The 26,285-nt window shown below is 51.3% G+C and carries 23 protein-coding genes, 3 tRNA genes and 1 pseudogene; 12 read left to right on the top strand and 15 right to left on the bottom strand.

Annotation, left to right across the window (positions count from 1 at the left end):
• Positions 1-108 precede the first annotated feature (108 nt).
• From FHW71_RS07665 to FHW71_RS07675, 3 genes are all read left to right on the top strand, one after another.
• A complete protein-coding gene (locus FHW71_RS07665) occupies positions 109-1,608 on the top strand; it encodes a SulP family inorganic anion transporter (RefSeq protein ID WP_179451311.1) in 1,500 nt (499 codons plus the stop codon).
• A 166-nt stretch (positions 1,609-1,774) separates the two neighbouring features.
• Positions 1,775-1,945: a hypothetical protein gene (locus FHW71_RS07670; protein WP_008102314.1), complete on the top strand. Its 171-nt coding sequence runs from the start codon at positions 1,775-1,777 to the stop codon at positions 1,943-1,945.
• A gap of 1,411 nt (positions 1,946-3,356) precedes the next feature.
• Positions 3,357-4,943, top strand: a complete 1,587-nt coding sequence (locus tag FHW71_RS07675) for a DUF262 domain-containing protein (RefSeq protein ID WP_179451313.1) — start codon at positions 3,357-3,359, stop codon at positions 4,941-4,943.
• A 150-nt stretch (positions 4,944-5,093) separates the two neighbouring features.
• On the opposite strand, the gene FHW71_RS07680 is transcribed toward FHW71_RS07675, so the two are convergent.
• The 8 genes and pseudogenes from FHW71_RS07680 to uvrY all read right to left on the bottom strand — a co-directional run bounded on the left by FHW71_RS07680 (position 5,094) and on the right by uvrY (position 11,909).
• Entirely contained in the window at positions 5,094-5,747 is a 654-nt protein-coding gene (locus FHW71_RS07680; RefSeq protein WP_179451315.1) for a hypothetical protein, read from the bottom strand.
• Positions 5,747-7,996, bottom strand: a pseudogene (locus FHW71_RS07685) (M23 family metallopeptidase). Before FHW71_RS07685 ends, FHW71_RS07680 begins: the two are co-directional and overlap by 1 nt.
• A 318-nt stretch (positions 7,997-8,314) precedes the next feature.
• Positions 8,315-8,400: transfer RNA gene (locus FHW71_RS07690), tRNA-Leu, on the bottom strand.
• 11 nt (positions 8,401-8,411) lie between these two features.
• Positions 8,412-8,485: transfer RNA gene (locus tag FHW71_RS07695), tRNA-Cys, on the bottom strand.
• A gap of 42 nt (positions 8,486-8,527) precedes the next feature.
• A tRNA-Gly gene (locus FHW71_RS07700) sits at positions 8,528-8,603 on the bottom strand.
• A gap of 204 nt (positions 8,604-8,807) precedes the next feature.
• Complete coding sequence (pgsA, locus tag FHW71_RS07705) at positions 8,808-9,356, bottom strand: CDP-diacylglycerol--glycerol-3-phosphate 3-phosphatidyltransferase (RefSeq protein ID WP_008102316.1); 549 nt, start codon at positions 9,354-9,356, stop codon at positions 8,808-8,810.
• 68 nt (positions 9,357-9,424) lie between these two features.
• Complete coding sequence (uvrC, locus tag FHW71_RS07710; protein WP_179451317.1) at positions 9,425-11,257, bottom strand: excinuclease ABC subunit UvrC; 1,833 nt, start codon at positions 11,255-11,257, stop codon at positions 9,425-9,427.
• Positions 11,250-11,909 (bottom strand): UvrY/SirA/GacA family response regulator transcription factor, encoded by a 660-nt coding sequence (gene uvrY / locus FHW71_RS07715; RefSeq protein ID WP_008102320.1) that lies wholly within the window; start codon positions 11,907-11,909, stop codon positions 11,250-11,252. Before uvrY ends, uvrC begins: the two co-directional genes overlap by 8 nt.
• A 431-nt stretch (positions 11,910-12,340) precedes the next feature.
• Here uvrY and FHW71_RS07720 point away from each other — a divergent pair, with 431 nt between their 5' ends.
• Positions 12,341-12,568 carry a DUF2594 family protein gene (locus FHW71_RS07720; RefSeq protein ID WP_007887303.1) on the top strand — a complete coding sequence of 76 codons (228 nt, stop codon included), beginning with the start codon at positions 12,341-12,343 and terminating at the stop codon, positions 12,566-12,568.
• 32 nt (positions 12,569-12,600) lie between these two features.
• On the opposite strand, the gene FHW71_RS07725 is transcribed toward FHW71_RS07720, so the two are convergent.
• Both FHW71_RS07725 and sdiA read right to left on the bottom strand, forming a co-directional pair.
• Positions 12,601-13,212 (bottom strand): acyl-homoserine-lactone synthase, encoded by a 612-nt coding sequence (locus tag FHW71_RS07725; RefSeq protein ID WP_179451789.1) that lies wholly within the window; start codon positions 13,210-13,212, stop codon positions 12,601-12,603.
• A gap of 121 nt (positions 13,213-13,333) precedes the next feature.
• Positions 13,334-14,056, bottom strand: a complete 723-nt coding sequence (sdiA, locus tag FHW71_RS07730; RefSeq protein WP_179451319.1) for a transcriptional regulator SdiA — start codon at positions 14,054-14,056, stop codon at positions 13,334-13,336.
• A gap of 565 nt (positions 14,057-14,621) precedes the next feature.
• On the opposite strand from sdiA, the gene FHW71_RS07735 reads away from it, so the two are divergent.
• Complete coding sequence (locus FHW71_RS07735) at positions 14,622-15,296, top strand: DUF4396 domain-containing protein (RefSeq protein ID WP_008102325.1); 675 nt, start codon at positions 14,622-14,624, stop codon at positions 15,294-15,296.
• Here FHW71_RS07735 and FHW71_RS07740 read toward each other — a convergent pair whose 3' ends face one another.
• Positions 15,297-15,995: an extensin family protein gene (locus FHW71_RS07740; protein WP_061717047.1), complete on the bottom strand. Its 699-nt coding sequence runs from the start codon at positions 15,993-15,995 to the stop codon at positions 15,297-15,299.
• Positions 15,996-16,403: 408 nt separating this feature from the next.
• Here FHW71_RS07740 and cycA point away from each other — a divergent pair, with 408 nt between their 5' ends.
• Positions 16,404-17,795 (top strand): D-serine/D-alanine/glycine transporter, encoded by a 1,392-nt coding sequence (cycA, locus tag FHW71_RS07745; RefSeq protein ID WP_008102329.1) that lies wholly within the window; start codon positions 16,404-16,406, stop codon positions 17,793-17,795.
• Between the two features lie 320 nt (positions 17,796-18,115).
• On the opposite strand, the gene FHW71_RS07750 is transcribed toward cycA, so the two are convergent.
• Together FHW71_RS07750 and rutR are read right to left on the bottom strand one after the other, a co-directional pair.
• Entirely contained in the window at positions 18,116-19,090 is a 975-nt protein-coding gene (locus tag FHW71_RS07750) for a metal-dependent hydrolase (RefSeq protein ID WP_179451321.1), read from the bottom strand.
• 23 nt (positions 19,091-19,113) lie between these two features.
• Positions 19,114-19,749: an HTH-type transcriptional regulator RutR gene (gene rutR / locus FHW71_RS07755; protein WP_036649823.1), complete on the bottom strand. Its 636-nt coding sequence runs from the start codon at positions 19,747-19,749 to the stop codon at positions 19,114-19,116.
• Between the two features lie 307 nt (positions 19,750-20,056).
• Here rutR and rutA point away from each other — a divergent pair, with 307 nt between their 5' ends.
• From rutA to rutG, 6 genes are read left to right on the top strand one after another with little or no spacing between them, the layout of a single operon-like run.
• Complete coding sequence (gene rutA, locus FHW71_RS07760; protein WP_179451324.1) at positions 20,057-21,148, top strand: pyrimidine utilization protein A; 1,092 nt, start codon at positions 20,057-20,059, stop codon at positions 21,146-21,148.
• Positions 21,148-21,858 (top strand): pyrimidine utilization protein B, encoded by a 711-nt coding sequence (rutB, locus tag FHW71_RS07765; RefSeq protein WP_179451326.1) that lies wholly within the window; start codon positions 21,148-21,150, stop codon positions 21,856-21,858. The genes rutA and rutB overlap by 1 nt, the downstream gene beginning before the upstream one ends.
• A 42-nt stretch (positions 21,859-21,900) precedes the next feature.
• Complete coding sequence (gene rutC, locus FHW71_RS07770) at positions 21,901-22,296, top strand: pyrimidine utilization protein C (protein ID WP_008109435.1); 396 nt, start codon at positions 21,901-21,903, stop codon at positions 22,294-22,296.
• Positions 22,296-23,099 carry a pyrimidine utilization protein D gene (rutD, locus tag FHW71_RS07775; protein WP_179451328.1) on the top strand — a complete coding sequence of 268 codons (804 nt, stop codon included), beginning with the start codon at positions 22,296-22,298 and terminating at the stop codon, positions 23,097-23,099. The genes rutC and rutD overlap by 1 nt, the downstream gene beginning before the upstream one ends.
• 15 nt (positions 23,100-23,114) lie before the next feature.
• Positions 23,115-23,636 carry an NADH-dependent FMN reductase RutF gene (rutF, locus tag FHW71_RS07780; protein WP_061717059.1) on the top strand — a complete coding sequence of 174 codons (522 nt, stop codon included), beginning with the start codon at positions 23,115-23,117 and terminating at the stop codon, positions 23,634-23,636.
• 45 nt (positions 23,637-23,681) lie between these two features.
• Entirely contained in the window at positions 23,682-25,007 is a 1,326-nt protein-coding gene (gene rutG, locus FHW71_RS07785; RefSeq protein ID WP_179451330.1) for a pyrimidine utilization transport protein G, read from the top strand.
• Here the strand turns inward: rutG and FHW71_RS07790 are convergent.
• Positions 25,004-25,918: a DMT family transporter gene (locus tag FHW71_RS07790; RefSeq protein ID WP_008109428.1), complete on the bottom strand. Its 915-nt coding sequence runs from the start codon at positions 25,916-25,918 to the stop codon at positions 25,004-25,006. The two genes, rutG and FHW71_RS07790, sit on opposite strands and share 4 nt — an antisense overlap.
• A gap of 109 nt (positions 25,919-26,027) precedes the next feature.
• A complete protein-coding gene (locus tag FHW71_RS07795) occupies positions 26,028-26,192 on the bottom strand; it encodes a general stress protein (protein WP_061717065.1) in 165 nt (54 codons plus the stop codon).
• Positions 26,193-26,285: the final 93 nt, after the last annotated feature.

The raw sequence follows: 26,285 nt of genomic DNA on the forward strand, positions 1-26,285 counted from the left end.
GCTAGCGTCTGCTCCCTTTGCCCGGTAACATTCTCTCTCGAAAATTCTAACTGGTTACTGCCGTACCGTGACGGTATGCGCACAATAATAAAAGAGCCTGCACAATCTATGAGCCAACCAACTGAGCGCGCCACTGCGGTAGAGAGCGATATCACCGTGGGGCGTGTATTACGTTCGCCTGCCCTGCTAACCCGCGAGTGTCTGGCCGGCATTATTACCGCGCTGGCGCTGATCCCTGAAGTGATCTCCTTCTCCGTGATTGCCGGTGTCGATCCCAAAGTCAGCCTTGTGGCCTCGGTGGTGCTGTGCCTGACGCTGTCGATTCTGGGCGGCCGTCCGGCGATGGTTACCGCTGCAGCCGGTTCGGTGGCGCTGGTGATCGGCCCGATGGTGCATGCGCACGGCGTCGAATACATTCTGCCGGCGGTGATTATGGGTGGCGTTATCCAGATTATTTTCGGACTCGCTGGGTTGTCGCGCATGATGCGCTATATCCCGCGCTCGGTGATGATCGGCTTCGTCAACGCCCTCGGCATCCTGATCTTCTTTGCGCAAGTCCCGCACGTTTGGGGGCAATCCACTTTGGTGTGGGCTCTGTTTGCCGTGACGTTGGCGATTGTGCTGCTGCTACCGAAAGTGCTGAAAAGCGTCCCCTCGCCGCTGGTCGCCATTGTGGTGGTGACGGCTGTAGCGTTGCTGCTCGGCTATCGTGTACCGAACGTCGGCGATGAAGGGCCAATGACCGCTGGTCTGCCTGGCTTCACCACCTTATTGGTGCCAATTAATCTGCACACCCTGCAAATCATCTGGCCAACCGCCTTGAGCATCGCCTTTGTTGGCCTGATGGAATCACTGCTGACCGCCAAACTGGTGGATGACATCACTGATACGCCTTCCGGTAAACGCCGCGAATCCTGGGCGCTCGGCGTTGGCAACATTCTGGCCGGCTTTTATGGCGGCATCGCCGGTTGCGCGATGATTGGTCAAACCATCGTTAACGTCGAGCTGGGCAAAGCGCGTACGCGTGTTTCGACCATCGCGGCGGGTATCGTGCTGCTGTTATTAGTGACCGGACTGAGCCAGATTATGGCGCAGATCCCAATGGTGGTGCTGGCGGGCATTATGATGGTGGTGGCGGTGAAAACCGTGAACTGGCACAGCCTGCAACCGGCAACGTTGAAACGCATGCCGTGGTCTGAAACCTTTGTAATGGTGCTGACGGTGGCGGTTACCGTGTGGACCGGCAACCTTGCGATTGGCGTACTGGTTGGTGTAATTCTGGCAATGATGCTGTTTGCCCGCCGCATCGCTCACGTGATTCACGCTGAACGCCACTTGAGCGACGATGGGCAACAGGTCAATTACATCGTGCGCGGCCCGCTGTTCTTCGGCAGCAGCAATGATTTGTTTGAACACTTCAATTACGGCCACGATCCTAAATCTGTCACTATCGATTTAACCCATGCCCAGATTTGGGACGCCTCCAGCGTGGCGGCCCTTGATGCCATCGAATATCGCTATCAGCGCCATGGCGCGAAAGTTACCTTTATCGGGCTGGATAACCGCAGCAGCGATTTCCGCGAGCGGCTGAGTGGGAACCTGGGATAGCAATTATTAGGATTGAGACGAAAAACGCCGGAAACCCGGCGTTTTTTATGCTTATCACCGCGCTTCGCTTGCGTAATGTGCTGTTACTGACTTTGCTTACCTCAAGGTCAATCCTTTGATCTCTTTGAGATTGGTTACTCAATCGCTCATTTATGAGGAGCAATAGATGAAAGTTTTAGCAAAAGCAGCATTGGTGACGTTAACGTTGGTCTCGCTGGCGGGCTGTATGCACAAAAGTGATGCGGTCGGCGGCGATGGGCGTCCACATGCGCCAAGTAACCAACCAGTGCCAGGCGCCAGCGAAGGTGCCGGTCCGGTGGGACAACCACAATCGTAATGATTTGCCCGGCTTTGCCGGGTTTTTTATTGATTTTAGTAAAAGATAAAAACAAAAAAACCGCCCTTAGGCGGTTACGACATTACTGCTTATTGCTTTATTTTATTCGTTTTATCAACTGCGAATATGGTGCCCGGGGCGGGACTTAAACCCGCGCAGCCATAAGCCGAGGGATTTAAAAGTTTCCCAAAGAGTTATAAATCATGTATTTAAGATAAACACATGATCTGCAGCCGCTATAAATAATTTTATTTAGGTTTAAACGTCTGCTTATAGTTACCAATAATCACCATATCCACTCCTAAAAGGAAATTGTTTGGATTCAGAATTTCATCACAAAATCGGCTATTAAATCCCTAAATAAATCAGTTTTGAGTGGGCTTGTACAGCAGGATTAAACGTAGCTCCATACAATGCCTCAAACCCATTTTTCAAGCATACGATAGGTAAATCTAGGGCTATGCTGGTTGTTATCATCGCCAAATAGCCACGAAACAGTGCAATGCTTTACGTAATGCGTAATGCGTGTTCGAAAGAAATCCCAACGGCGGTTATGATCGTCGGGCACTCCTTTGTGAAATCATCCATATCCGGGTGCCGAACCGGAAGTCAATAATTTGCCAATCCCTTAATGACGCCGTCAACCTTTTAAACCAAAGCCGTTAAGGGTTCCTCGTTTTTAATTAACGTGAAAGCTCTCCAAACGCAGTAGCGGCCCGTTGCAACCGATAATCCAAGCCCCGTTGTTCAAACGCCAACTTAGTAATTCGCACCAATAACTGAGCGTCGCCGATCCTACATCTTTCTTTATAACAGCAGGTTGGCAGTGAAAAAAATCTACCAGAGTGCAGACAGGTGTTAAAGCTGCGACAGCCCCTTAACTTTACAAATGATAGACAAGGCATCCGCACTTATAGTCTATCTTGAGAATATTCGAACTAAAGCCATCTCAAGCGCCTCGTTATCCAGCATGGCTTTGACGAGGATTATCTTGAGGTGGCAGTTCTCCTTCTTGAAGTGACTTAAGCCATATCACCTTAGGTACTTCTATGCATCCAAACTTCTTGCTCAAGGTGCAGATGGTAGCGCCGTAAATAGCATGCTTGCGGCAGGGCTCCCTGGCTTAAAAACCGGCTTCGTCCTAACGGAGGACAGTGGTGAAATGTCTTAAAGAAAACGCTTCCATGATGGTGCCCTTACATTGCTAATAAGTTCGTCATTAGTATCGCGGCACAAGAATCTAAGTTGAGAAGATCAAATGTAAATATGACACTAAATAAACTGTAAAATCATATCTTGATTTCATAAATATTATTTGACAATTTATAGTGCTCTCTAGTAGATCTAATGCCGATGGAGTTCTTCTTAAAAACATCCTATAAATATCGTACATTAACTGCAAGGATTGCCTATGACCACGACTATAAGCATCAAAAATATTTTGCGCCGTGTTATTGACGGTGAGCTTAGAGTGCCTGCTTTCCAAAGAAATTTTGTCTGGAATCCAGACAGAGTCCAATTCCTCATGGATAGTTTATATAAAGGCTATCCTATTGGTACTATTTTAGTATGGAGAACAAGAGAAAAATTAGAACATGATAGAAAGCTTGGAGCATTCACTCTTCCTGAACCTCAAAAAGATTATCCTATTGACTATATTTTAGATGGCCAGCAACGAATAACTTCTATATTTTCAGCATTCCAAACAGTGCTCAAACCAGAAGAAGATGAAGAAATAAAGTGGTTAGATATTTACTTTGATTTAGATGCAAAAGAGGATGTGCAAAACTCTCAATTTATTGCATTAAAACCTGAAGATGTTGAGACAAGGCATATCCCATTAAAACTATTATTTGACTATAAAGAATTTGGAAGATTCGTTCACAGCTATCCGGACCCATCAAGAGTAGATGAAATATACGCTCTTCAAGCAAATTTCATCGATAAGCAAATCAATATTGATATAGTTGAAACTGAGGAACACTCAAAAATTGCTATAATTTTTGAACGTGTAAATCGAGGGGGTGTGCCACTTGATACGTACCAACTTCTTTCGGCTTGGACCTGGAGTGGTGAATTCGACTTAAGGTCAAAATTTGAGGAATTAGGTGTTGAATTAGACGAGCATGATTATAACGATCTTGTAGACGACCCAGATTTATTATTGAAATGCTGTGCTGCTGTGTTAAGAGATGATGCTTCATCCAAAGCAGTGGTAGAACTTGACGGCACTGAAGTTAGAAATGGTTTTGAAGGTTTTACTAATGCTTTATTGGGCGCAATTGACTTCTTGAGGCGTGACTGCGGTGTTAATAGCTTTAAAAACATACCTTATAAATCGATGTTAATTCCACTTTCCAGATGTTTTTATACAGCTGGAAATAAGAGCTTTCATCCAGATGCAAATCAAAGATCAGCTTTAGTAAAATGGTTTTGGCATAGTTGCTTTTCAAGGCGCTATTCTAATAGCGTTGACAATGCTATTTCTCAAGATATTAAAGCAATGGTAAAGTTAATAGCTGGTGATTGCACACCAATTACTTCGAGAACTATCGAAATACCAGACAACTTTTTTATTGACAACTCATTCAATATTGGTTCGGTAAACACTAAAATTTTCATACTTCTTTTAGCCCATCAGAATCCTCTTTCCTTAATATCAGGTGCTAAAGTTGATCTTGAAAAAGTTTTGAGTAACTGCAATCGAAATGAATTCCATCACATCTTCCCCAAAAATCATTTAAAAACTAAACTAGGAATTATTGATAAATCAATTCAGTTTAATTTGGCTAATTTCACATTTTTATCAAAGACAGATAATCGTAGCATTAAAGATGCAGCACCTCATGATTACGTTAAGAGAATCTCACCTACACATATTAATGAAATATTCGAATCAACATTCATCCCTAACGATGGATTAAATATGAAGTTTGAAGATTTCATTCATGCGCGAGCAAAACTACTTGCTCAGACCGCTAATTTTTTAGCCAATTAAAAAAATGGCCCTTCGGGGCCATAATGTTTTTTACAGTAATAAATCATGATAACTCAATATAAAAAGCTTTTATTGCCCCCTTTTATTCTAAAAAAGTTAGTTATGTACATTACTCTGACATGAGTTCATTCCAAATAAAATAACTTTAAGTTATTTGATTTTTTCCTCCAGCCCTATCTCGACGGTCTCAAGGGACTTGAGCATGAAGGGAGTGAAATCGACTTCTTTTCCGTTTTCTTCATCAATAATTGATCCTGAGCCACATAAGGCTGAATAGCTTTGGTTTTGTATCAGGCAAAATGCGAGATTTTTTTTCACCCCTTTCTGTTTTTCCATGAGAGGAATATTACTATCGACAACCGCAAAGCCATGTCCATTCACAGAATGAATATTATACAGCTCCAAAGGCTGTAATTCTCTCAGGCTTTTGATGCCATAGACTTTCATAGTTTGCTGGGTTTCTTCTCTGTTACGGTTATATTTTCTCTTTTTCCACAGACCTGTTCTTTTATCAAAATAGATTTTTTCAGAAAGCGATCTTCCTGGACCATATCCATCTCTGATGACATCAACAGGGAACAAGCAAAGCCACGGCCCTGATGGTGGATAGCCTTTATGCTCAGGTGGATAGAACAATTTCAATTGAACAATTCCGCAGCTAGCCGTATCTGCCAGGTAATTACCTCGATGTAAAGTTTGATGCTCAAAAGACTGCTCATTGAAACTGTCTGGAGTGGCAATTTCCGGGATTATTTTTCCAAAGGAAAAAAACGGGATTGCCGCCAGCAGTAATAATTTTTTCATCACGCTCTCCTTAGCTGGTTTGATTCGGGTTTCTCGTTAACGGGTGTGTTATGGCTGTCCGGGAATTTCTGCTCGGTGAGGACGGCTATAACACTGCCATAAACACAGCAGCGGGCATCAAAGCCATTAAGCCCTTGATATTGTTCGTTATTGATCTGACCAGGCAGGTTAACAGCGGCGCTGGCCTGCCAGAAAGCTTGACTGCGATAGTAAATTTTTATTCCGCTAACCCGAGTGTTAACACTGCACCGCTCCAGTACATGTTCATTGTCAGCGTAAGGTGCCATACCTCTTTCAATCCAGTAAAATCCGGCGCTGCTGGTCGCCTCATAGCTGTCACTGCTAACGTTATTTCGCCACTGGATAATATCTTCAGCGACATTATTTTCAGTATCAGATAGGTGATTGTCGGTGTAACGAATTCCCCGATTTGAATACAAGCGATTGTATTCATTTATCAAGGTGTTCTTGATATTTTCAGGGCAGGTTCGTCCCCTGAAGCTGAAGTAATCAAAGTAATTTACTGGACTGGTAAGTTGTAATAGGCCGCGACCGTACCAAGGGTAATACCAAATGTTATAGCGGCGGATAACCTGATGCGTGCGTGGATCCCTTTCCGTGTAGCGGTACCCTTCCTCCATAGAGCCTAGCCAGCCAGTTTCCTGAATCCCGTTCCCCATAAAACAGGCAATCCGCAGCGGATTGGTTATCAGGTATTTCTGCATCATCCTGTTCATGTGCGTGTGAATATTGTCCGCGATGCTGCCAGCGCCGTCCCGATAGGTGATGGCCTCCCAGCGGTAATCATTCCGGCCGGCCATTCTTAACACGTTACGGGGTACAAGCTGCTTCAGCTCCTGTTTACTAAGCCAGCAGCACTTACGGAAGTGATTGATAAACGCTACCGGATGAAAATGCCACTGCCTTTCGGTGCCGAATTCGCCAGTGTCAAAAAATAGCGCTGAAGCATGGCTTTTCAGCCTGTCGTAATCCTCTTCAGACTTTGCTGGGACATCGTCGGATCCGATTTTTAGCCAGGAATAGCGCTGTTCAAAGATGGCGACAGACCATTCTAGCGGGAAATGACAGACCAGACGGCTGCTCAGGTCACTGAGGTGTCCGCTTTCATGCAATCCAGCAATAAAGGGGGAATTACACTGACTGTTATTGTCTGTGTCATCGTCCACCATTCTCCACCCCGTCCAGTGCGGGAAGTCAGCATCGCTATATTTTTTGATGTCAGAAGAGGCCAGATTGGCAATGCCTGTCCCTCCGGGAAAGTTGATGGTACGCCAGAGTGGAGCGCCGGCCGGTGTCAGGATTTCATGTCCTGTACTGATGACCCGTCCGAAGCGGAGCAGCTCGAACCCCGCAGACGGATTCTGCGGGTAAAGTCGACGAGCAGTTCGGGACAGATTGTATTCATACTTTTCCGGTGTGTTCCGGCTGTTATCAAGAGGATTAGCATCAGTATTGACCAGTGGATCCCCCACTAAGTCGAAGAATGCTGCCGCGGAGATATTCTGCCTTCGAGTGACCATCGTACAATCACCTTTTCGAAGGTCATACTTACGTACAACGGCTCTGTAGTGGTATGGACAGCACTAAGGTGTTCTGTGACTGGTGAGCTTGCGTCAGTCACGCGCTCATACAAAAGCGTTCCTACCGGCAAATAAAAATGAATATCACCGTAAACGCTATCGGTTCTGCCGTTACGAGTGATATCAAGTTCGGGTGTGGTGCGCCCAACCAGTTTCAGCATATTCGAGTTGTCACAAAACACCTGAAAGTGGAAAGCATTGGTTCCGTCTACCATGCCACTCTGTCCTATGGGATCCTTACGCCATATTTTGGCACCGTCACTGATGGCAGGATCCAGTCTGTCACGGAGATGCATGTAAAGTGAGTAATACACGACATTACAGTTTTCACCAATATCGGTTTCATGTTTTAGCAACACATACCCGTCATCGGTTTTCCCGTTATAGTTCAGTGGAAACGCGTCACGTCTTTCCAAACCGGATGGTTGGCGGAAAGAGACCACAACCCCATCGGCAATAGCCCGCACCATCTCAGGGCGGCTGGTTGCGTCGGTGTGGGTAACATGTACACCACCATGCCATGAACCATGAACCATGAACATTTAGCGGAAAACCACGTCTTGCATCGATAGGAAGCATGCTATTTATCCAGACACGGTCACTGTCCTCGGGGTTCTTGTTACGTATAAAAGGCGGGCTTATTATCATTCTGAAGACTCCCTGTCGATTCTTAAATTTAAGAGACCAGCAGGCTAACGTACTTTTATTTGTGCATACATTGATTGCGGGCAAGGAAAGGAGCAAATCATTATACTTAGTGAAGAATATTAAAGACTTTATTTGGAACAGATGATTGCTTACTGCTGCAGGATTGTTGTAGTTCCAGTTATCGGCGGACAGCTTAGGAGCATCTGATATTAGGAAGTGATATTAGGAAAGAAGCTGCAAAAACAAAAAAACCGCCCTTAGGCGGTTACGACATTACTGCTTATTGCTTTATTTTATTCGTTTTATCAACTGCGAATATGGTGCCCGGGGCGGGACTTGAACCCGCACAGCCATAAGCCGAGGGATTTTAAATCCCTTGTGTCTACCGATTTCACCACCCGGGCAGGGTGTAAATTGGAGGCGCGTCCCGGAGTCGAACCGAGGTAGACGGATTTGCAATCCGTTGCATGGCCACTCTGCCAACGCGCCTTTAATCTGATATGTAATCCGTTGAATACGAATCACTAAATTTGGAGCGGGAAACGAGACTCGAACTCGCGACCCCGACCTTGGCAAGGTCGTGCTCTACCAACTGAGCTATTCCCGCATAATCTTCGCCTGCTTATTTGCTGCCGTATTACCTGCAAATTTACAAAGGAGATTCTGTATTTCATCATCGAACTTACTGATTTAACTCAGCTTCTTGCAGACTCGCTGCTGTTCGATGCGATGCATTCTACTTATCTGACGCAGTGAGTCAATATAATTATCCACACACTGCGTCCGTTTGCTGCTTTTTAAATCGCATCGATCAGCTATCGAGCAAATCGCCGCGCGCCGCGCTCAAATACTGGAACATTGACCAGAAAGTCAGCACCGCGGCGATGTACAGCGCAACCACACCCACGCCTACCACCGTGGCTTCAGGACGCCACAGCAAGGCAAACAGAGAGAACATCTGTGCGGTGGTTTTCACCTTGCCGATCCACGACACCGCTACGCTGCTGCGTTTGCCAATTTCCGCCATCCACTCACGCAGCGCAGAGATAATGATCTCGCGGGCGATCATGGTTGCCGCAGGCAGCGTAATCCACCATGCATGGAAATGCTCCGCTACCAGTACCAGCGCAATCGCCACCAGCACTTTATCCGCCACCGGATCGAGGAACGCGCCAAAACGCGTGGTCTGCTTCCAGCGACGCGCTAAAAACCCGTCAAACCAGTCAGTGACCGCAGCAATCACAAAGATCAGTGCAGTAGCAAAAGGAGCCCATTGAAATGGCAGATAAAACGCCAGGACAAAGAAGGGAATAAGTACGACTCGAAACAGGGTAAGACACGTCGGAATGTTAAATTGCATATGCCAGTAACTGTCTGGTGTGAGTAGGGTTTCATGTATGTTCCTACATTGCCCCCCCTCTTTCAACGTTAGTGTTTCAGTGAGTAGTAGATTTTTTCCGCCAGCGCGGTAGAAATTCCCGGCACTTTGGCGATCTCATCGACGCTGGCATTCATCAACGGTTGCAGGCCGCCCATATACTTGAGCAGCTGTTGGCGCCGTTTTGGCCCCACGCCTTCAATGCTTTCCAGTGCGCTGGTGTTCTTCACTTTGGCGCGTTTTTTCCGGTGACCTGAAATCGCATGATTGTGAGAGTCATCACGAATATGCTGGATCACATGCAGTGCAGGCGAGTCCGGCGGCAAGGAAACGCCCTCACCTTCCGCTTCAAAGAACAGCGTTTCCAGCCCGGCTTTACGATCGCTACCCTTCGCCACGCCGAGTAAAATCGGACGATCTTTATCCCACGGCACATTCAGCTCGGCGAACACCTGTTTCGCCTGCGCTAACTGGCCTTTACCGCCGTCGATAATGATCACGTCGGGGATTTTGTCCTCTTCCAGCGCTTTGCCATAACGACGACGCAGCACCTGATTCATCGCCGCGTAATCATCGCCCGGCGTGATGCCTTCAATGTTGTAGCGACGGTAATCAGAACGCAGTGGGCCATCACGGTTGAACACCACGCACGATGCAATAGTCTGCTCGCCCATGGTGTGGCTGATGTCGAAGCACTCCATGCGATGGATGGTGTCGAGCTCGAGGAACGTCGCCAGCGCTGCCAGACGCTGTTGAATGGTCGAGTGCTGCGACAGCTTGGTAATCAGTGCCGTTGCCGCATTGGTGCGCGCCAGTTTCAGGTAGCGCGCGCGGTCGCCACGCGGCTTACTTTGAATATTCACCTTGCGCCCCGCCAGTACGCTAAGCGATTCGGCCAGCAGCTCGCGTTCTGGCAGATTAAAGTCCAGCAGGATTTCCGCCGGCAAAGTGCGCGCTTCACTCCCTTGCAGATAGAACTGGCCGACAAAGGTTTGCACCACTTCGGTCAGTTCGGTATCAGCGGGCACTTTCGGGAAGTAGCTGCGGCTGCCGAGCACTTTGCCCTGACGAATAAACAGCACGTGCAAACAAGCCATGCCGGCATCAAAGGCCACGCCCATCACATCCAGGTCTTCACCCTGATTGGAGACAAACTGCCGCTCGGTAACACGCCTTACCGCCTGAATCTGGTCGCGTAAGATCCCCGCCTCTTCGAAGCGCAGCTCCTCACTGGCCTTTTCCATGCGCTTGACCAGCTGATTGATCACCTGATCATCTTTGCCTGCAAGGAACAGACGCACATAATCGGTTTGCTGCGCATACTCCTCTTCGCTGACCAGCCCCGAAACGCAAGGCCCAAGGCAGCGGCCAATCTGATACTGCAAACACGGGCGCGAACGGTTGCGATACACGCTGTTTTCACACTGACGAATCGGGAACACCTTCTGCAACAACGCGAGGGTTTCACGCACCGCATAGCCATTTGGAAACGGCCCAAAATATTCGCCTTTAGCATGCTTCGCGCCACGGTGCATCGCCAGGCGCGGATGGCTATCGCTGCTAAGGAAAATGTAAGGATAGGATTTGTCATCGCGCAGCAGCACGTTATAGCGCGGCTGGTAGAGCTTGATGTAGTTATGCTCCAGCAGCAGCGCTTCCGTTTCAGTGTGCGTCACGGTGACGTCGATGTTCTGGATGTTGCTGACCAACACTTCAGTTTTGCGACTGCCCACCTGCGTACGGAAGTAGCTGGTCAGGCGCTTTTTGAGGTCTTTGGCTTTACCAACATAGATCACCGTGCCGGTCGCATCGTACATACGGTAGACGCCGGGTTGGCTGGTCACGGTGCTGAGAAAGGCTTTGGAATTGAAGACGTCACTCACTACTGATTAATGGCTCCGCATTGAACAGGCCATGTCGAATGGCCAAATGCGTTAACTCGACGTCGCCACTGATATTCAGCTTACTGAACATGCGATAGCGGTAACTGTTAACGGTTTTCGGGCTAAGACTGAGTTGTTCGGAGATTTCCGTCACTTTCTGCCCGCGCGTGATCATCAGCATAATCTGCAATTCCCTTTCCGACAAACAGCTGAACGGTGATTCGGCTTTTTGCGGTTCGATCTGGCTGAGTGCCATTTGCTGAGCAATATCCGAGGCGATGTAGCGTTGCCCCGAATGCACCGAGCGAATCGCACTTACCACTTCCTGCGGCGCGGCACCTTTGCTGAGATAACCTGCTGCGCCCGCCTGCATCACTTTTGCCGGCAGTGGATTTTCGGTATGAATGGTGAGCATGATGATGCGAATGTCGGGGTTAAAGCGCACAATTTTGCGTGTTGCTTCCAGGCCGCCAATACCGGGCATGTTCATGTCCATCAGCACCACGTCAACCGGATTGCTGCGGCACCATTTCACGGCGTCTTCACCGCAGGCCGCTTCACCGGCTATGACGAGTCCTTTCATATCTTCCAGAATGCGGCGAATACCGGCGCGGACCAGTTCATGGTCATCAACAAGAAGCAGGCTGATCAACGGGACGTACTCCGCAGGTTAAGAAAGTGAAATATATTTCAGAGCGGCTATCTTACCGGTTTTCAGGTGGAAAAAACATCTATCGCCACAGATAAATCTCAAATGAAATGATGCAAATCAATAACATTCTTTTGATCTTGCTTTTACAGCACCGGGCAATAACATGCAAAATTAGAGAAGTAAAATTGTGACTAATATCATTAAGTTATAATTTATAGCTCGATTTTGTTATCGCACTCTGTTTGCCGGGTAAATAACAGCTAAACGCTAATTCTGATTGCTGACAAATAGCGCAATAGGCAATTAAATCGCGGTCTGGCTTTTACCGCTTCGCCTGCATTAAAATTCGTCTGACAACCATATGATATACTCTCTTTTTTACGCACAGGAAGAATGTGTCTACATTGAGTAACACCACCAAGGAGTCAATTATGAGTGATGAAGATTTCGCAACTTCACGAGACACGCAGGCGCTGGCAGACGAAGTCGCCTGTCTGAAAATGATGGTGACGCTGATTCTGAAAGGAATGGGTCAAGCCGATGCCGGTAAGGTGATCATCAACATGGAGCGTTATGTGCAAGCTTCGTTAGGCGATAAGCCGCAGGCGGAAGTGTTTAACAATACGATTCGTCAGATAAAAACCGCTTACCGTCAATAAGCGATATGCCCCGCGCGCGATGCGCGGGGTGTTTAGCTGTGTGATTGCCAGTTCACTGAAACACCCAGCGATGGCAGCACCTCTTCCGGGCTAAAGCGTCGCGTACCACGATACTTCTCCGCCAGCGCCGGTTGATCAACCGGAATGCGAATGGCAAACAGATTGTCTTCAGATTGGATCAAGCCCGGTGAGAGCGGCTCGTAGACCACCTGATGCTGTTCAAACATCTTCTCAAGCATCGGCGTCGCCGAACTGATCAAATACTCCATGCCGCTCAGTTCTGCTAATTGCACCGAGTGCCACAAAATACTCAGTGGTAGCTCTACATCGACTTCAAGGCGCGCCGAGAAGCGCGACATTTCCCAAACCTTTTCCTGATCGAAAGGCAGAACAAAACCTTCAGGCACTTCAGGTTCATGCCATGGCAACAGACGTGCACAACCACAAATGCCCTGACGTGCGTTCCAGGCAATCAACCAGGTGACATCCGAACGATCAAATCGATCGTACTCTTGTCCTGGCGTACTCAATCGCGGTGGAATCGACCACCCTTCGCCGCGCGCAAACACGCTATAGCGATACGTTCCCAGTTCTGCCAACAGTGAGGACGGCATATCCTTAAGCTGTGTTTGAATTACTTTCATCATGCGCCTCTGACATCCCCATGTATGCAATGATTTCTTTGAGCCAGCCTGGCAACATTGCGCGCAGGGTAGACAACTGACACTGGAGAAGGAACTACTAAAATTAGTAGTTGCGTTTTCGTTATATCAGGCCAACCGCTGCGGCATAACAGGCAATCTGCGTTTTATTGGAAACATTAAAACGCTTTTGCATATTCTTTTGGTGAAAATTCACCGTATGTTCAGATATGGCTAAAATAAGTGAAATTTCCGCAGACGTTTTTCCTTCTGCCGTCCATTTCAGAATTTCTAATTCACGCTGACTAAAATCGTTAGATAAAACGACCATAGAATCGTCATTCAAACGCTCCAGCACGCGCAAACTCAGTTCCGCCAGAAGATGCAGTTTCACCTCTAACTGTACACGTAAGTGTTGGGTCTTACTGTGAAGCGTCGATGCAATTGATAATATACCAATGGTACGATTTGGTGCCATTGCTGAGCAGGAAAAGCCGCTCATTAATCCTGCGGCGTTAGCTTCCGTCCATAAATTACCCGCACCGGTAAATAAATCGCGCGTCCATTCCACCCCGCGTCCCGGCCGTTGACAGAGTAATAGCACCGGATCGACTGCATAATAGTTCTCACTTTCGTAGCGTTTTACCCAACTTTCCGGGTACGTACTGAACAAAAACAGGCGCGGCCGGGTAAAAGGTACCGGATGCTGAACCAAAAAAGCGAAGTAATCAAAACCCAGCTTTTCAATCTGCTGTTGCAATAGCGATTTCAAATGCGCCACTTGCGTTAGCGCCAGAAATTCATTTTCCATTTCGTCTCGCCAGACGAAATAATTATCGGTCGTCATTATTGCCTTAGCGCTGTTTCACGCTTTTACATTCTGAAATTGATTCGTGTTATCGCAAAAAAATAAATTAGCCAGACAAAAAATATTGATTGAAAAGAGAGCATATTTTCCAGCGGCGGGCATAACTCTTCTAATGTCAATGCTTTAACGTAATGGAAATGTGTAAGTTCACGCTATTTGTTAACAGGTTCACAACTTTAATTCCTCAGCAGATTAGAATAGGATTTTTCTGAAGTAGTTTCAATCACCCGTTTGATTGAAAATGAACGTTAGATTGATAAATTTTTAGCATCGTCATTAACTAAAATTAACGCATGGCAAAGCATATTCTTTTGCTATCAACGCCATTTCTACGGTGAATTAGTTTTTACTTAATCTTAATCCCACCTATTTCTGCGGTTAAGATGATGCTTTTAGTAATGATGTGATTTCTCTCATGCTGATTCACGGCTACGCTTAATACTCGCGGCATGAGAAATGAAGGTAATGAGGCAATGGGGGACAATGCGACAGACCGGCTCATGCGCATTGTCGCAGGTAGGTGGGAAACTTAGCGGAACCGACTATGTTGAACCAGTTGGCATTACCTTTCCTTGTTCTGGGCGGCTGTACTGCCCTGATGATTCTAAAAGACCTGTTCCGCCATCCGCATCCTGTCGCGGTGATGAATATCATTTGGCCTATTACTGGCTTGTATATGCCTTTTATTGGCTGGATAGCCTGGTGGTACTTAGGTCGTAAACCATCACAACAGCAAAAACTTGCGCTGCTGGTACCACAAAAAATACGCAGTAATGCCAGCTGGCAAACCATATTTATTTCCACTTCTTTATCAGCAGCGGCCTGTATATTCGGCGATATAATGACAATCCCGATAGTCACATTACTAAAACAATTTGCCTTTAATCCAACGATTGGGATGCAGGCGCTTATTTGCATTATCGTTTCATTGTTCATCGGATTACTATTTCAATTCCTGGCGATTCGTCAACGTGAAAAACATTCATTTGGCGGCGCATTATTATTGGCGTTGAAAACCGAGATTTTCCCACTGCTGATTTATCAATTAGGTATTTTTATCTTTATGGCATTGGCCCTAAAGTTTGTGCTGCACGAGCAAGTCAATCCGCTGCTGGTGGCATTCTGGTTTATGCTGCAGCTGGCAATAATGATTGGCTTTATTTTCTCCTGGCCGGCTAATCATTTCCTGATAAAACGTGGACTTAATCCTGCGGTATAGCTAACGACAGTAACCTGAACCGCGCATGCCGAGATGAAAATGGCTGGCATGCGCAGCGTTGTAATCAGGCCCCAGCGCATTACCGAATGTGGCGCAGCCGTTACGCCACAGCGCATGCAGTCCTGCCGCCGCATCCTCCGGCTGTTGCCAGTTTTTCCCTACCTGTAACCAACGTCCATTCGCCAGCTGAAATCCGGTGATATCCCAGGCATCAGCGCTGGCGTGCTCACTCAAACGCCCTTCCTGACGATGATAGATATTGCGACAAGCGTAGCTGCCAACATGGGCAATGCGTTTCAGCGGGCTGTCAAAACCGGCCTGGCGCAACGCGCTGTCGCTGTTAATCACGAACATGGTGCTGGTCACCGCCATTGGACAGCTGGCGAGAAAACTGCTGCTAAGAGAAACATCGCCATAGCCGCTGATGCGTAGCGGCTGTTCGATCGGACAATCACCCTGCATCGGCGGCACGGCGCGAAACTGCACCAGCCGCTGTTCACTGGCTTGCCGCATCACCGCCATGCAGGCGGCAGGATCGCCACTCAGCTTTTTCAACTTGTAGCGCGTCATCCAACCGGGCGGATCGGTGACCTTAAGCGGCGTGAAGGGATTCCACTGAGGCGGCAAATGGGTTTTCAACCACGGCAAACTGAGCCAGCCGCAAACAGCCAGCAACGCGACGGCGAACAGAGCGCGCACAATGCCTCACTTTTCCTGATGAAATGAACTAACAAGTGTAGAAGTCATGCGTGCGGAAAGTGACGTAAATCGCTTAATTGTTGAAGATTTACGCAAAATGACTGCGCTTTAAACTATGTAAATAATTACTGACACAGCAAAGCGCGTAAAAGGTCACAAAGGGGGAAAAACCATTACCGAAACTGCTTAGCTTTCCACTATCTTATGCCACTTGCCTATACAACGGCTCATAACGATTGCCCTAAATAATTCGAGCCGCAGGAAGGCGGCAAGTGTGTGAATCCTCAGGAGCTTACTTTAGTAAGTGACTGGGGCGAACACGCTTAGCCAACGCATCTGCGGCTTGAAGTATGACGGGCAAAACAGCCATTAGAGCTGACACAACATCCCGACAGGAAAGAATAATTTATGGTTGATCAATCAAAAGAGGCGCTCGTTGAGGCCGAACAGCCGGATAAGCTCCAGCGTAGCCTGCATAATCGTCACATCCAGCTGATTGCCATCGGTGGCGCCATCGGCACCGGGCTGTTTATGGGCTCGGGTAAAACCATCAGTCTGGCGGGTCCGTCGATCATTTTCGTCTATATGATCATTGGCTTTATGCTGTTCTTCGTCATGCGCGCCATGGGCGAACTGCTTTTATCCAACCTCGAATACAAATCCTTTAGCGATTTCGCCGCTGACTTACTTGGTCCATGGGCGGGCTATTTTACCGGCTGGACTTACTGGTTCTGTTGGGTGGTGACCGGCATTGCCGACGTGGTCGCCATCAGCGCCTATTTTCAGTTGTGGTTCCCGGACTTCTCCATCTGGATGAGCGCCCTGCTGTGCGTCTTTGTCTTCCTGGCATTGAACATCGCCACGGTGAAACTGTTTGGTGAGATGGAGTTTTGGTTCGCGATTATCAAAATCGTCGCCATTGTGGCGCTGATCATTACCGGCATTGTGCTGGTGAGCATGCATTATCCGTCGCCGAACGGTGGCACCGCGTCCCTGAGCAATATCTGGGATCACGGCGGCATGTTCCCGAAAGGACTGAGCGGCTTCTTTGCCGGCTTCCAGATTGCGGTTTTCGCCTTTGTCGGCATTGAGCTGGTTGGCACTGCGGCAGCAGAAACCAAAGATCCGCACAAAGTTCTGCCACGCGCGATCAACGCCATTCCGCTGCGTATCATTATGTTTTACGTGCTGGCGCTGATGGTGATCATGGCGGTAACGCCGTGGAATCAGGTGCTGCCGAATCGCAGCCCGTTCGTTGAGATGTTTGTGCTGATTGGCTTGCCTGCTGCTGCTAGCATCGTCAACTTCGTGGTGCTGACCTCCGCCGCCTCTTCCGCTAATAGCGGTATCTTCTCCACCAGCCGCATGTTGTATGGTTTGGCGGAACAAGGCGTGGCGCACAAAGCCTTTGGCCGCCTTTCAGCGCGTGCGGTGCCCACCACCGGCCTGTTCTTCTCCTGCCTGTGTCTGCTGGCTGGCGTGGCGCTGATCTACCTGATTCCGGATGTGATGACGGTGTTCACCATGGTAACCACGGTATCGGCGATTCTGTTTATGTTCGTCTGGACCATCATCCTGTGCAGCTATCTGGCGTACCGTAAGCAGCATCCACAACGTCATGCCGAATCGACGTTCAAAATGCCGCTGGGTAAGTTTATGTGCTGGGCATGCATGGCGTTCTTCGCCTTTGTGCTTGTGCTGCTGACGCTGCAGGAAGATACCCGCCAGGCGCTGATGGTGACGCCGCTGTGGTTTGTGATGTTGACCATGGGCTGGTTGTTACGTCGTCGTAAAGCGTAAAACGTTAAAGGCAAAGGCGCGTGCGCTGGCCGGGGACACTTTTGCCAGAGGCGCTGGCGCGTCTGCTGCGGCAAAAGGGCTATTCGCAGCGCTGAGGCTTTTACGTTGGGCCAGGAGCCTCACGCATGGATGCGTGAGGCAGTTCGGGGCCGGCCAGGACGGCCGATCCCCGAACGGTCCGTCGGCACAATGTGAAAGCCGAAGGTACCGCGCTAGCGGCGCGAGGACGGCCCGTGACGCAGCAGATGTGTCAGCGCCCGCACTAATAGCAATCCTTAAGAATAATGCAACCAGGTCGCCATAAATGGCGACCCTACAAATCAGAGTCGTTCGCGGAGTTTGTGCCATGCCTGCGCCAGCGAGGGCCGCATCGAAGGTTCACGCTGAGGAGCCACTTCCGGCGACTGCGGCGATCCCAGATTAAAGGTAAAGGTGTAATCCGGCTCTTCACCCATGCGCAAATCGCTGATCAACGTACGATCGCCCTGCTGCTTCATCGCGTAAAAACCATGACTAAACCACGCCACACGCTCGGCATGCCATTGTCCTTTGAACGGCGCAAACAGCGCGGGTTGACGGTCGTGCCAGCTTATCTGCAGCGGAAGCCCCGGCGAAAATAGCGACCAATAGGCTTCGCCATAACGATCCGGCATCATGATCACCGTGCGCCACACCAGCGTATTAAAGGCGGTAGGCGTCACCAGCAATTGCTCGGGCTGCACCGATTGCTGCGTCAGCGCTTGCTCAATGTGCTGAGTCGCGATGCTTTGTGCCACCATGCTCCAGCCGAGATAGAGCGTACTCACCAGCAATCCCGCCTGATTCCAGCGCAAACCCACCGCATCGCGCCGCCATAGAGCGACCAAAAGCGCAATTAGCAACGGCAAGGTATACAGCGGATCGATGATGTACATGCTGCCAATGGCATAGGGGAAATCAGTGAGCGGCAGGCCCAGCTGCGTACCGTAAACGGTGGTGAGATCCAGCAGCGGATGCGTTATCAGCGCCAGCCACATCGCCAGCGTCCAGCCGCGCCAGTGCGCGCGACTGCGTGTCGCACCGGCCACCAGCCAGCCGAGCAGCGGTGCAAATAAGGTGAGGAATATCAGCGCATGACTTTCGGTACGATGCAGCGTCATATTGCGGATGGCGTCGCCGTGATCGATAAACACATCGAGATCCGGCAAGGTGCCCGCCACCGCGCCCACCAGCGCCGCTTGCCACAGCGGAACGCGTTTGCCCATCACCGCAACGGTGACCGCCGCGCCTAACGTCAATTGTGATAACGAATCCATGCACTCTCCTTGAACCAGCGGGATCAGCGCACGCGGATCCCTTCAATAATCATGCGTTGCACATTTTCCAGCGTCTGTTCAAAGAACGCCGCATCGTTCAACGTCTGGCCGGTAATCGCTTCCACCTGCGAGGCGAAATCCGCATAGTGCTGCGTGGTCGCCCACAGCAGGAAAAACAGGTGCTGCGGCTGCACGCCCGCCAGCCGCCCTTCGGCGATCCACTGCTCGATAATCGCCGCTTTCTCATCCACCAGCGCTTTTAAATCGCCGGCCAGTTCACCTTTCAGCAGCGGCGCGCCCTGCAACATCTCAAGGCAGAACAACCGTGAAGCTTGGGGATGATCGCGTGAGACTTCCAGTTTGAGGCGAATGTATTGACGAATGGCCGTCAGCGGATCGTGATCGTGCTGCAGCGCACGCAATGGTGCCAACCACACATCAAGAATCTCTTTTAAAACCGCCACATACAGCACTTCTTTAGACGGATAGTAATACAGCAGATTGGTTTTCGAGACATCGGCGCGCTCCGCCACTTTATCCAGGCTGGTGCCGTGAATGCCGTATTGCGAGAAGAAGGCTAATGCCGCTTCCAGAATGGCTGCCCGCTTTGCGGCGACCGCACGCGAACGGCGTCCCGGTTTTTTTTCATCGCTTTTCACACTGTTACCTCTTCCGTCCTGCGTGAACGCATCATAACAAAGGCCTTCTTTCCTGCCTAATCGCCTGCCTGCACCTTTTTTGACCATGTCGCGCATGAAAAACGTGCAGAACGTTTTGACCAAACGGTCTAAATTGGACCAATTACTCCAGTTTACAAACATCGCTACTTTTAACACATTGTTATTTAAGTCTTTTGAAAATGTGGCACAGCCTTTGCAATTTTGTGATGGAGCGCCGCCCGCAGGATGCGTGCAGGAAGCAGCGCAGCGCGTGAAGCAGTCCCCGTCTAATGCAGAGAGGTTTCACATGAAAATTGGCGTCTTTATCCCGATTGGTAATAACGGTTGGCTGATCTCCACCCATGCGCCGCAATACAAACCGACCTTTGAACTGAACAAAGAGATCGTGCTGAAAGCAGAGCACTATCATTTCGACTTTGCCCTTTCGATGATCAAGCTGCGCGGCTTTGGCGGTAAAACCGAGTTTTGGGATCACAACCTCGAATCCTTCACGCTGATGGCGGGACTCGCGGCGGTGACCTCACGCATTAAGATCTACGCCACCGCCGCCACGCTCACCTTACCGCCCGCGATTGTGGCGCGTATGGCTTCCACCATTGATTCCATCTCCAATGGCCGCTTCGGCGTAAACCTCGTCACCGGCTGGCAGAAACCCGAGTACGAGCAGATGGGCTTGTGGCCGGGCGATGCCTACTTCTCCAGTCGTTATGAATACCTGACCGAATACGTCACCGTGCTGCGCGATCTGTGGGGCACCGGCCAGAGCGACTTCAAAGGCGAGTTCTTTACCATGAACGATTGCCGCGTCAGCCCGCAGCCGCAGAAACCGATGAAAGTGATCTGCGCCGGCCAGAGCGATGCGGGCATGGCGTTCTCGGCGCAGCATGCCGATTACAACTTCTGCTTTGGCAAAGGCGTCAACACGCCAACCGCCTTCGCGCCAACCGCCGCGCGTATGAAACAAGCTGCCGATAAAGCGGGCCGCGACGTCGGTTCTTATGTGCTGTTTATGATCATTGCCGCCGAGAGCGACGAAGCCGCTCGCGCCAAATGGGAGCACTACAAAGCGGGTGCCGATGAAGAGGCGCTCGCATGGCTCACCACGCAAAGTCAGCAGGATACCAAATCCGGCAGCGACACCAACGTGCGCCAGATGGCCGATCCAACCTCCGCCGTCAACATCAACATGGGCACGCTGGTGGGTTCTTACGCCAATGTGGCACGAATGTTGGATGAGGTTGCTTTAGTAGATGGCACGCAAGGCGTGTTGCTCACCTTCGACGACTTCCTGCAAGGCATCGAAGATTTCGGTGAACGTATTCAGCCATTAATGCAGTGTCGCCACGATTTAATCGCATCCCAGCAGGAGGTTGCCTGATGAGTACCGTTGTTTGCGCCCACACCTCAACTTTACCCAATGTCACCTTACCGGCGCGCCCGGAAGCCATCGCGCTGCCGCCCGCGCAAAGTGCGCTGATTGTGGTGGATATGCAGAACGCTTATGCCACGCAAGGCGGCTACCTCGATCTGGCGGGCTTTGATGTCTCCGCCACCAAACCGGTGATTGCCAAAATTCATCAGGCGGTCACCGCAGCGCGTGCCGCAGGGATGCAGATCATCTGGTTCCAGAACGGTTGGGACGACCAATACGTTGAAGCCGGTGACGCCGGATCCCCCAACTTCCACAAATCCAACGCGCTCAAAACCATGCGCAAACGCCCGGAGTTACAGGGCACGCTGCTGTCGAAAGGCGGCTGGGATTATGCGCTGGTCGATGAACTGGTGCCGCAGGAAGGTGATATCGTGCTGCCGAAACCACGCTACAGCGGCTTCTTCAACACTTCGCTCGACAGCATGCTGCGCAGCCGTGGCATCCGCCATCTGGTGTTTACCGGCATTGCTACCAACGTCTGCGTGGAATCGACGCTGCGAGACGGCTTCTTCCTGGAGTATTTCGGCGTGGTGCTGGAGGACGCGACCTATCAGGCAGGACCGGCGTTTGCGCAGCAGGCGGCCATTTTCAACATTGAAACGTTTTTTGGCTGGGTCAGTGATACCGACACTTTCTGCGAAACGCTGAAAAGCTAACGCCTCGATTCACCTGCACATCAATAACAAGAGGATTTCGCCATGCCTAAAAGTGTGATTATTCCGCCCGGCAGCGGTACGCCAATCGCACCATTCGTGCCCGGCACCTTAGCTGACGGCATTGTGTACGTCTCCGGCACCTTGCCGTTCGATGCCAACAACAACGTGGTGCACGTCGGTGATGCCGCCGCGCAAACGCGTCACGTGCTGGAAACCATCAAAAAGGTGATCGAAACCGCTGGCGGCACCATGGACGACGTGACCTTCAACTCGATTTTTCTCACCGACTGGAGCAACTACGCGGCGATTAACCAGATCTATGCCGAGTACTTCCCCGGCGATAAACCGGCGCGCTTCTGCATTCAGTGCGGCTTAGTGAAACCGGATGCGCTGATTGAAATAGCCACCGTTGCGCATATTGGCAAACAGGAGGCGTGATGCATCTGGAGATTCAGGGTTTAACCGCTGAAGATGCGCCGACGCTGGTGCTCGCCTCTGGTTTAGGCGGCGTCGCCGGTTTCTGGCAGCCGCAGCTGGCGGCGCTGACGCCGCATTATCGCGTGGTGACCTACGATCAGCGCGGCACCGGCCGCAGCGCAGATACGCTGCCGGACGGCTACAGCATGACGATGATGGCGGCGGAACTGGCGGAGGTGCTGGAACAGCACGGCATTGAGCATTACGACATTATCGGCCATGCGCTGGGCGGCTTAATCGGCCTGCAGCTGGCGCTGGACTTCCCGCAGCGCGTGGGCCGCGTGGTGGTGATCAACGGCTGGCTTTCGCTGGATGCACACACGCAGCGCTGCTTCCAGGTGCGTCAGGATCTGCTGATGAACGTCGGCGTCGAAGCCTTTGTGCGTGCGCAGCCGCTGTTCCTCTATCCCGCCGAATGGCTGGCGCGCAATCAGGAGCGCATTAACGCGGAAGATGCCCACCATGTCGCCCATTTCCAGGGCATGGAAAATCTGCTGCGCCGCTTGCATGCGCTGAAAAGCGCGGATTTCCGTCCACATGTGGCGCGCATTATCCAGCCGGTATTAGCGATTTGCAGCCAGGACGATCTGCTGGTGCCGTGGAGCTGCTCACCGCAGCTGGCGCAGGCGCTGCCCAACGGCAGCCTGATTGAGATGGCCTGGGGCGGACACGCGATGAGCGTTACCGATGCCGACAACTTTAATGCGCTGCTGCTGCGCTGGCTGGCCGACACGGCTGCGCCTGCTCAGCGTGCGGCCAGCTAATCACAGGAGCAGCCAATGAGCGTGCATGAACTGCCGGTTTTACCCGCTGTAGAACGCGATGCGTTTCGCAACGCGATGGCGTGCTTAGGCGCAGCGGTAAATATCATCACCACCGACGGCCCCGCCGGACGTGCCGGTTTTACCGCCTCGGCGGTGTGCAGCGTCACCGATTCGCCGCCGACGCTGTTGGTTTGTCTTAATCGCTCAGCGTCGGTGTGGCCGATTTTCCGCGACAACGGTTATCTGTGCGTCAACACACTTGCCGCTGGGCATGAAGAACTCTCGACGCTGTTTGGCGGCAAAACGCCAATGGCAGAACGCTTTGCCGCCGCTGACTGGCACACGCTGGCCAGCGGTTCACCGCTATTAGACGGCGCACTGGTGTCGTTTGATTGCAAAGTGGCGCAAGTGGTCAGCGTGGGCACGCACGACATTCTGTTTTGTGAAGTGCAGGCGCTGGTACGCAATGATGAAACCCACGGTCTGGCATGGTTTGACCGTGGCTATCATCACCTTTTACGGCAGGACGCCCGCTAACGCCGCCTTGTGCGGCCCGCTTTCACTGACACCCTGGAGATGACGATGGCGAGTTCCTGGTTCCCCCGCTGGCAGAAAAAGTCAGCCTTGACCGATGATGGGCTGATTGCGCCGGACGAAACGCTGCCGTTTGCGCAGACGGTCGTCCTTGGACTGCAGCATGCTGTGGCAATGTTTGGCGCAACGGTGCTGATGCCGTTGCTGATGGGACTGGATCCCAATCTGGCGATTCTGGTTTCGGGCATCGGTACGCTGCTGTTCTTCCTGATCACTGGCGGGCGCGTACCCAGCTATCTCGGATCCAGCGCGGCGTTTGTCGGCGTGATCATCGCGGTAACCGGCTTTAACGGCCAGGGACTCAACCCTAATCTGGCGCTGGCTTTGGGCGGCGTTATCGCCTGCGGCGCGCTCTATACCTTGATTGGCCTGATCGTGATGAAAGTCGGCACCGGTTGGATTGAGCGCCTGATGCCGCCGGTGGTCACGGGCGCGGTGGTGATGGCAATTGGTCTGAACCTGGCACCGATTGCGGTGCACGGCGTTTCCGGCTCGATGTTCGACAGCTGGATGGCGGTGATGACGGTATTGTGCATTGGTCTGGTCGCGGTTTTCACGCGCGGTATGATCCAGCGCCTGCTGATTCTGGTCGGTCTAATTGTCGCATGGGCGATCTACGCGCTGCTGACCAACGTGATGGGCTTTGGCAAACCGGTGGATTTCAGCGACCTTGCCAGCGCGCCGTGGTTTGGTCTGCCGCACACCACCGCACCGATCTTTGATATGCAGGCCATCGTGATGATTGCGCCTGTAGCGATCATTCTGGTGGCGGAAAACCTCGGACACATTAAAGCCGTAGCGGGCATGACCGGACGCAACCTCGATCCCTGGATGGGGCGTGCCTTTGTTGGCGATGGTTTGGCAACCATGCTGTCGGGATCTATCGGCGGCAGCGGCGTCACCACCTACGCGGAAAATATCGGCGTGATGGCGGTAACCAAAGTCTATTCCACGCTGGCCTTCGTGGCCGCCGCAGTGATCGCTCTGGTGCTCGGCTTCTCACCGAAATTTGGCGCGCTGATTCACACCATTCCCGGTCCGGTGATTGGTGGCGCATCGATTGTGGTGTTTGGGTTGATTGCGGTGGCAGGCGCACGCATTTGGGTGCAGAACCACGTGGATTTTAATCAGAATGGCAATTTGATCATGGTAGCGACCACGCTGGTGCTGGGCGCCGGTGATTTTGCTCTGAAGATTGGCAGCTTCACCATTGGCGGCATTGGCACGGCGACTTTTGGCGCCATCATCCTCAACGCCATTTTACAACGTCGCGGCGCCGCGCTGGCGAACCAGGCGGCACGGCAACATCCTTAAGGTTCGAGCGGTGCCTGATCGGGCACCGCTTTCTTGCGACGAATACGCAGCTCGCTGACGATCACCCCACAAACAATCAATGCCGCGCCCAGCAGCGCCGCCGCAGGTAAACGCTCACCCGCCAAACGTCCCACCACGCCCGCCCATACCGGTTCACCGGCGTAAATCACCGTGGCGCGCGTCGGTGAAACACTGCGTTGCGCCCAGTTCATCGTCACCTGAATTAAGGCACTGGCTGCGCCCAAACCCAACGCGCTCAACAGCAGCGGCGTTGACATAGCGGGAACCGATTCGCCATTGGGGATCATCAGAACAAAAGCGCAGGCCGATGCCACCATCAGCTGAATCAGCGTTACGCGCCGCACATCAACTTGTCCGGCATAGCGGCTGATCAGGATAATCTCCGCCGCAATCGCCAGCGTACTCAGCAAGGTAGCAATTTCACCGGCGTTCAGCGTCAAACTGCCATCCTGCGGTCCGGCCACCAGTACTAAACCGGTAAACGCCAGAAGAATACCCAGCCACGCCATTAATCCCGGCGGACGGCGCAGGAATAACCACTGCAGCAACGGCACCACCGGCACATACAGTGCGGTAATAAATGCCGACTGGCTGCTGGAAATGGTTTGCATGCCCCAGGTTTGCAGACCGTAGCCGCCGGCAATCGACAGACCGATCAGCGCGCCGGCTTTGATTTCCAGCCAGGTCACCTGCTTAAGATATCGACGGAAGAAAAAGGCCAGCAGCAGCGATGCCGTGGCAAAACGTAATCCGACAAAGAAGAACGGACCAGAATGTGCCATCGCCCGGTGCACCACCAAAAAGGTGCCACCCCAAACCATGGTAATAAAAATGAGCACCAGCTCTTGACGCGAAATACGCAGGCTGAGACGAGAAGAGGAAGCGGACATAACGCACCAGAATAATCAGTTGGCGGTCAGTTTGCTCAGAGAGCGGGGAAATTGCAATGCTTGTTACCGCCGGGCGAACCCGGCGGCCGGGGATTAACGGACAGGCGCGCTATTTCTTGCCGCGGCTGCGTCCCCCTTTTTCACCAGCTACAGAAGCGCGCTGTGGGTCGTTTCTGAAATTACCCCCGCTGTTTTTGCCGCCTTTGCGACCCGCTTCTGCGGCCCTTTCACGGTCCTCTGCGAAATTGCCTGATCCTCCACGATGTTCGGCCATCATTTCCTCCAGGGATTGAGCGTTCAGATTAGGGGCTGATCACGATGCTGCCGTGAAAAGCACGGCGGCGGACATTCCGCACGCCTGATTAAA

Source organism: Enterobacter sp. Sphag1F (assembly GCF_014193275.1).
Lineage (GTDB): Bacteria > Pseudomonadota > Gammaproteobacteria > Enterobacterales > Enterobacteriaceae > Pantoea > Pantoea symbiotica.

Excerpts from the sequence above, each read along its gene's own strand:
- FHW71_RS07665 (WP_179451311.1), top strand. The coding sequence starts at position 109 with ATGAGCCAACCAACTGAGCGCGCCACTGCGGTAGAGAGCGATATCACC.
- FHW71_RS07670 (WP_008102314.1), top strand. The coding sequence starts at position 1,775 with ATGAAAGTTTTAGCAAAAGCAGCATTGGTGACGTTAACGTTGGTCTCG.
- FHW71_RS07675 (WP_179451313.1), top strand. The coding sequence starts at position 3,357 with ATGACCACGACTATAAGCATCAAAAATATTTTGCGCCGTGTTATTGAC.
- FHW71_RS07680 (WP_179451315.1), bottom strand. The coding sequence starts at position 5,747 with ATGAAAAAATTATTACTGCTGGCGGCAATCCCGTTTTTTTCCTTTGGA.
- pgsA (WP_008102316.1), bottom strand. The coding sequence starts at position 9,356 with ATGCAATTTAACATTCCGACGTGTCTTACCCTGTTTCGAGTCGTACTT.
- FHW71_RS07720 (WP_007887303.1), top strand. The coding sequence starts at position 12,341 with ATGAGTGATGAAGATTTCGCAACTTCACGAGACACGCAGGCGCTGGCA.
- FHW71_RS07725 (WP_179451789.1), bottom strand. The coding sequence starts at position 13,212 with ATGAAAGTAATTCAAACACAGCTTAAGGATATGCCGTCCTCACTGTTG.
- sdiA (WP_179451319.1), bottom strand. The coding sequence starts at position 14,056 with ATGACGACCGATAATTATTTCGTCTGGCGAGACGAAATGGAAAATGAA.
- FHW71_RS07735 (WP_008102325.1), top strand. The coding sequence starts at position 14,622 with ATGTTGAACCAGTTGGCATTACCTTTCCTTGTTCTGGGCGGCTGTACT.
- cycA (WP_008102329.1), top strand. The coding sequence starts at position 16,404 with ATGGTTGATCAATCAAAAGAGGCGCTCGTTGAGGCCGAACAGCCGGAT.
- FHW71_RS07750 (WP_179451321.1), bottom strand. The coding sequence starts at position 19,090 with ATGGATTCGTTATCACAATTGACGTTAGGCGCGGCGGTCACCGTTGCG.
- rutA (WP_179451324.1), top strand. The coding sequence starts at position 20,057 with ATGAAAATTGGCGTCTTTATCCCGATTGGTAATAACGGTTGGCTGATC.
- rutB (WP_179451326.1), top strand. The coding sequence starts at position 21,148 with ATGAGTACCGTTGTTTGCGCCCACACCTCAACTTTACCCAATGTCACC.
- rutC (WP_008109435.1), top strand. The coding sequence starts at position 21,901 with ATGCCTAAAAGTGTGATTATTCCGCCCGGCAGCGGTACGCCAATCGCA.
- rutD (WP_179451328.1), top strand. The coding sequence starts at position 22,296 with ATGCATCTGGAGATTCAGGGTTTAACCGCTGAAGATGCGCCGACGCTG.
- rutF (WP_061717059.1), top strand. The coding sequence starts at position 23,115 with ATGAGCGTGCATGAACTGCCGGTTTTACCCGCTGTAGAACGCGATGCG.
- rutG (WP_179451330.1), top strand. The coding sequence starts at position 23,682 with ATGGCGAGTTCCTGGTTCCCCCGCTGGCAGAAAAAGTCAGCCTTGACC.
- FHW71_RS07790 (WP_008109428.1), bottom strand. The coding sequence starts at position 25,918 with ATGTCCGCTTCCTCTTCTCGTCTCAGCCTGCGTATTTCGCGTCAAGAG.
- FHW71_RS07795 (WP_061717065.1), bottom strand. The coding sequence starts at position 26,192 with ATGGCCGAACATCGTGGAGGATCAGGCAATTTCGCAGAGGACCGTGAA.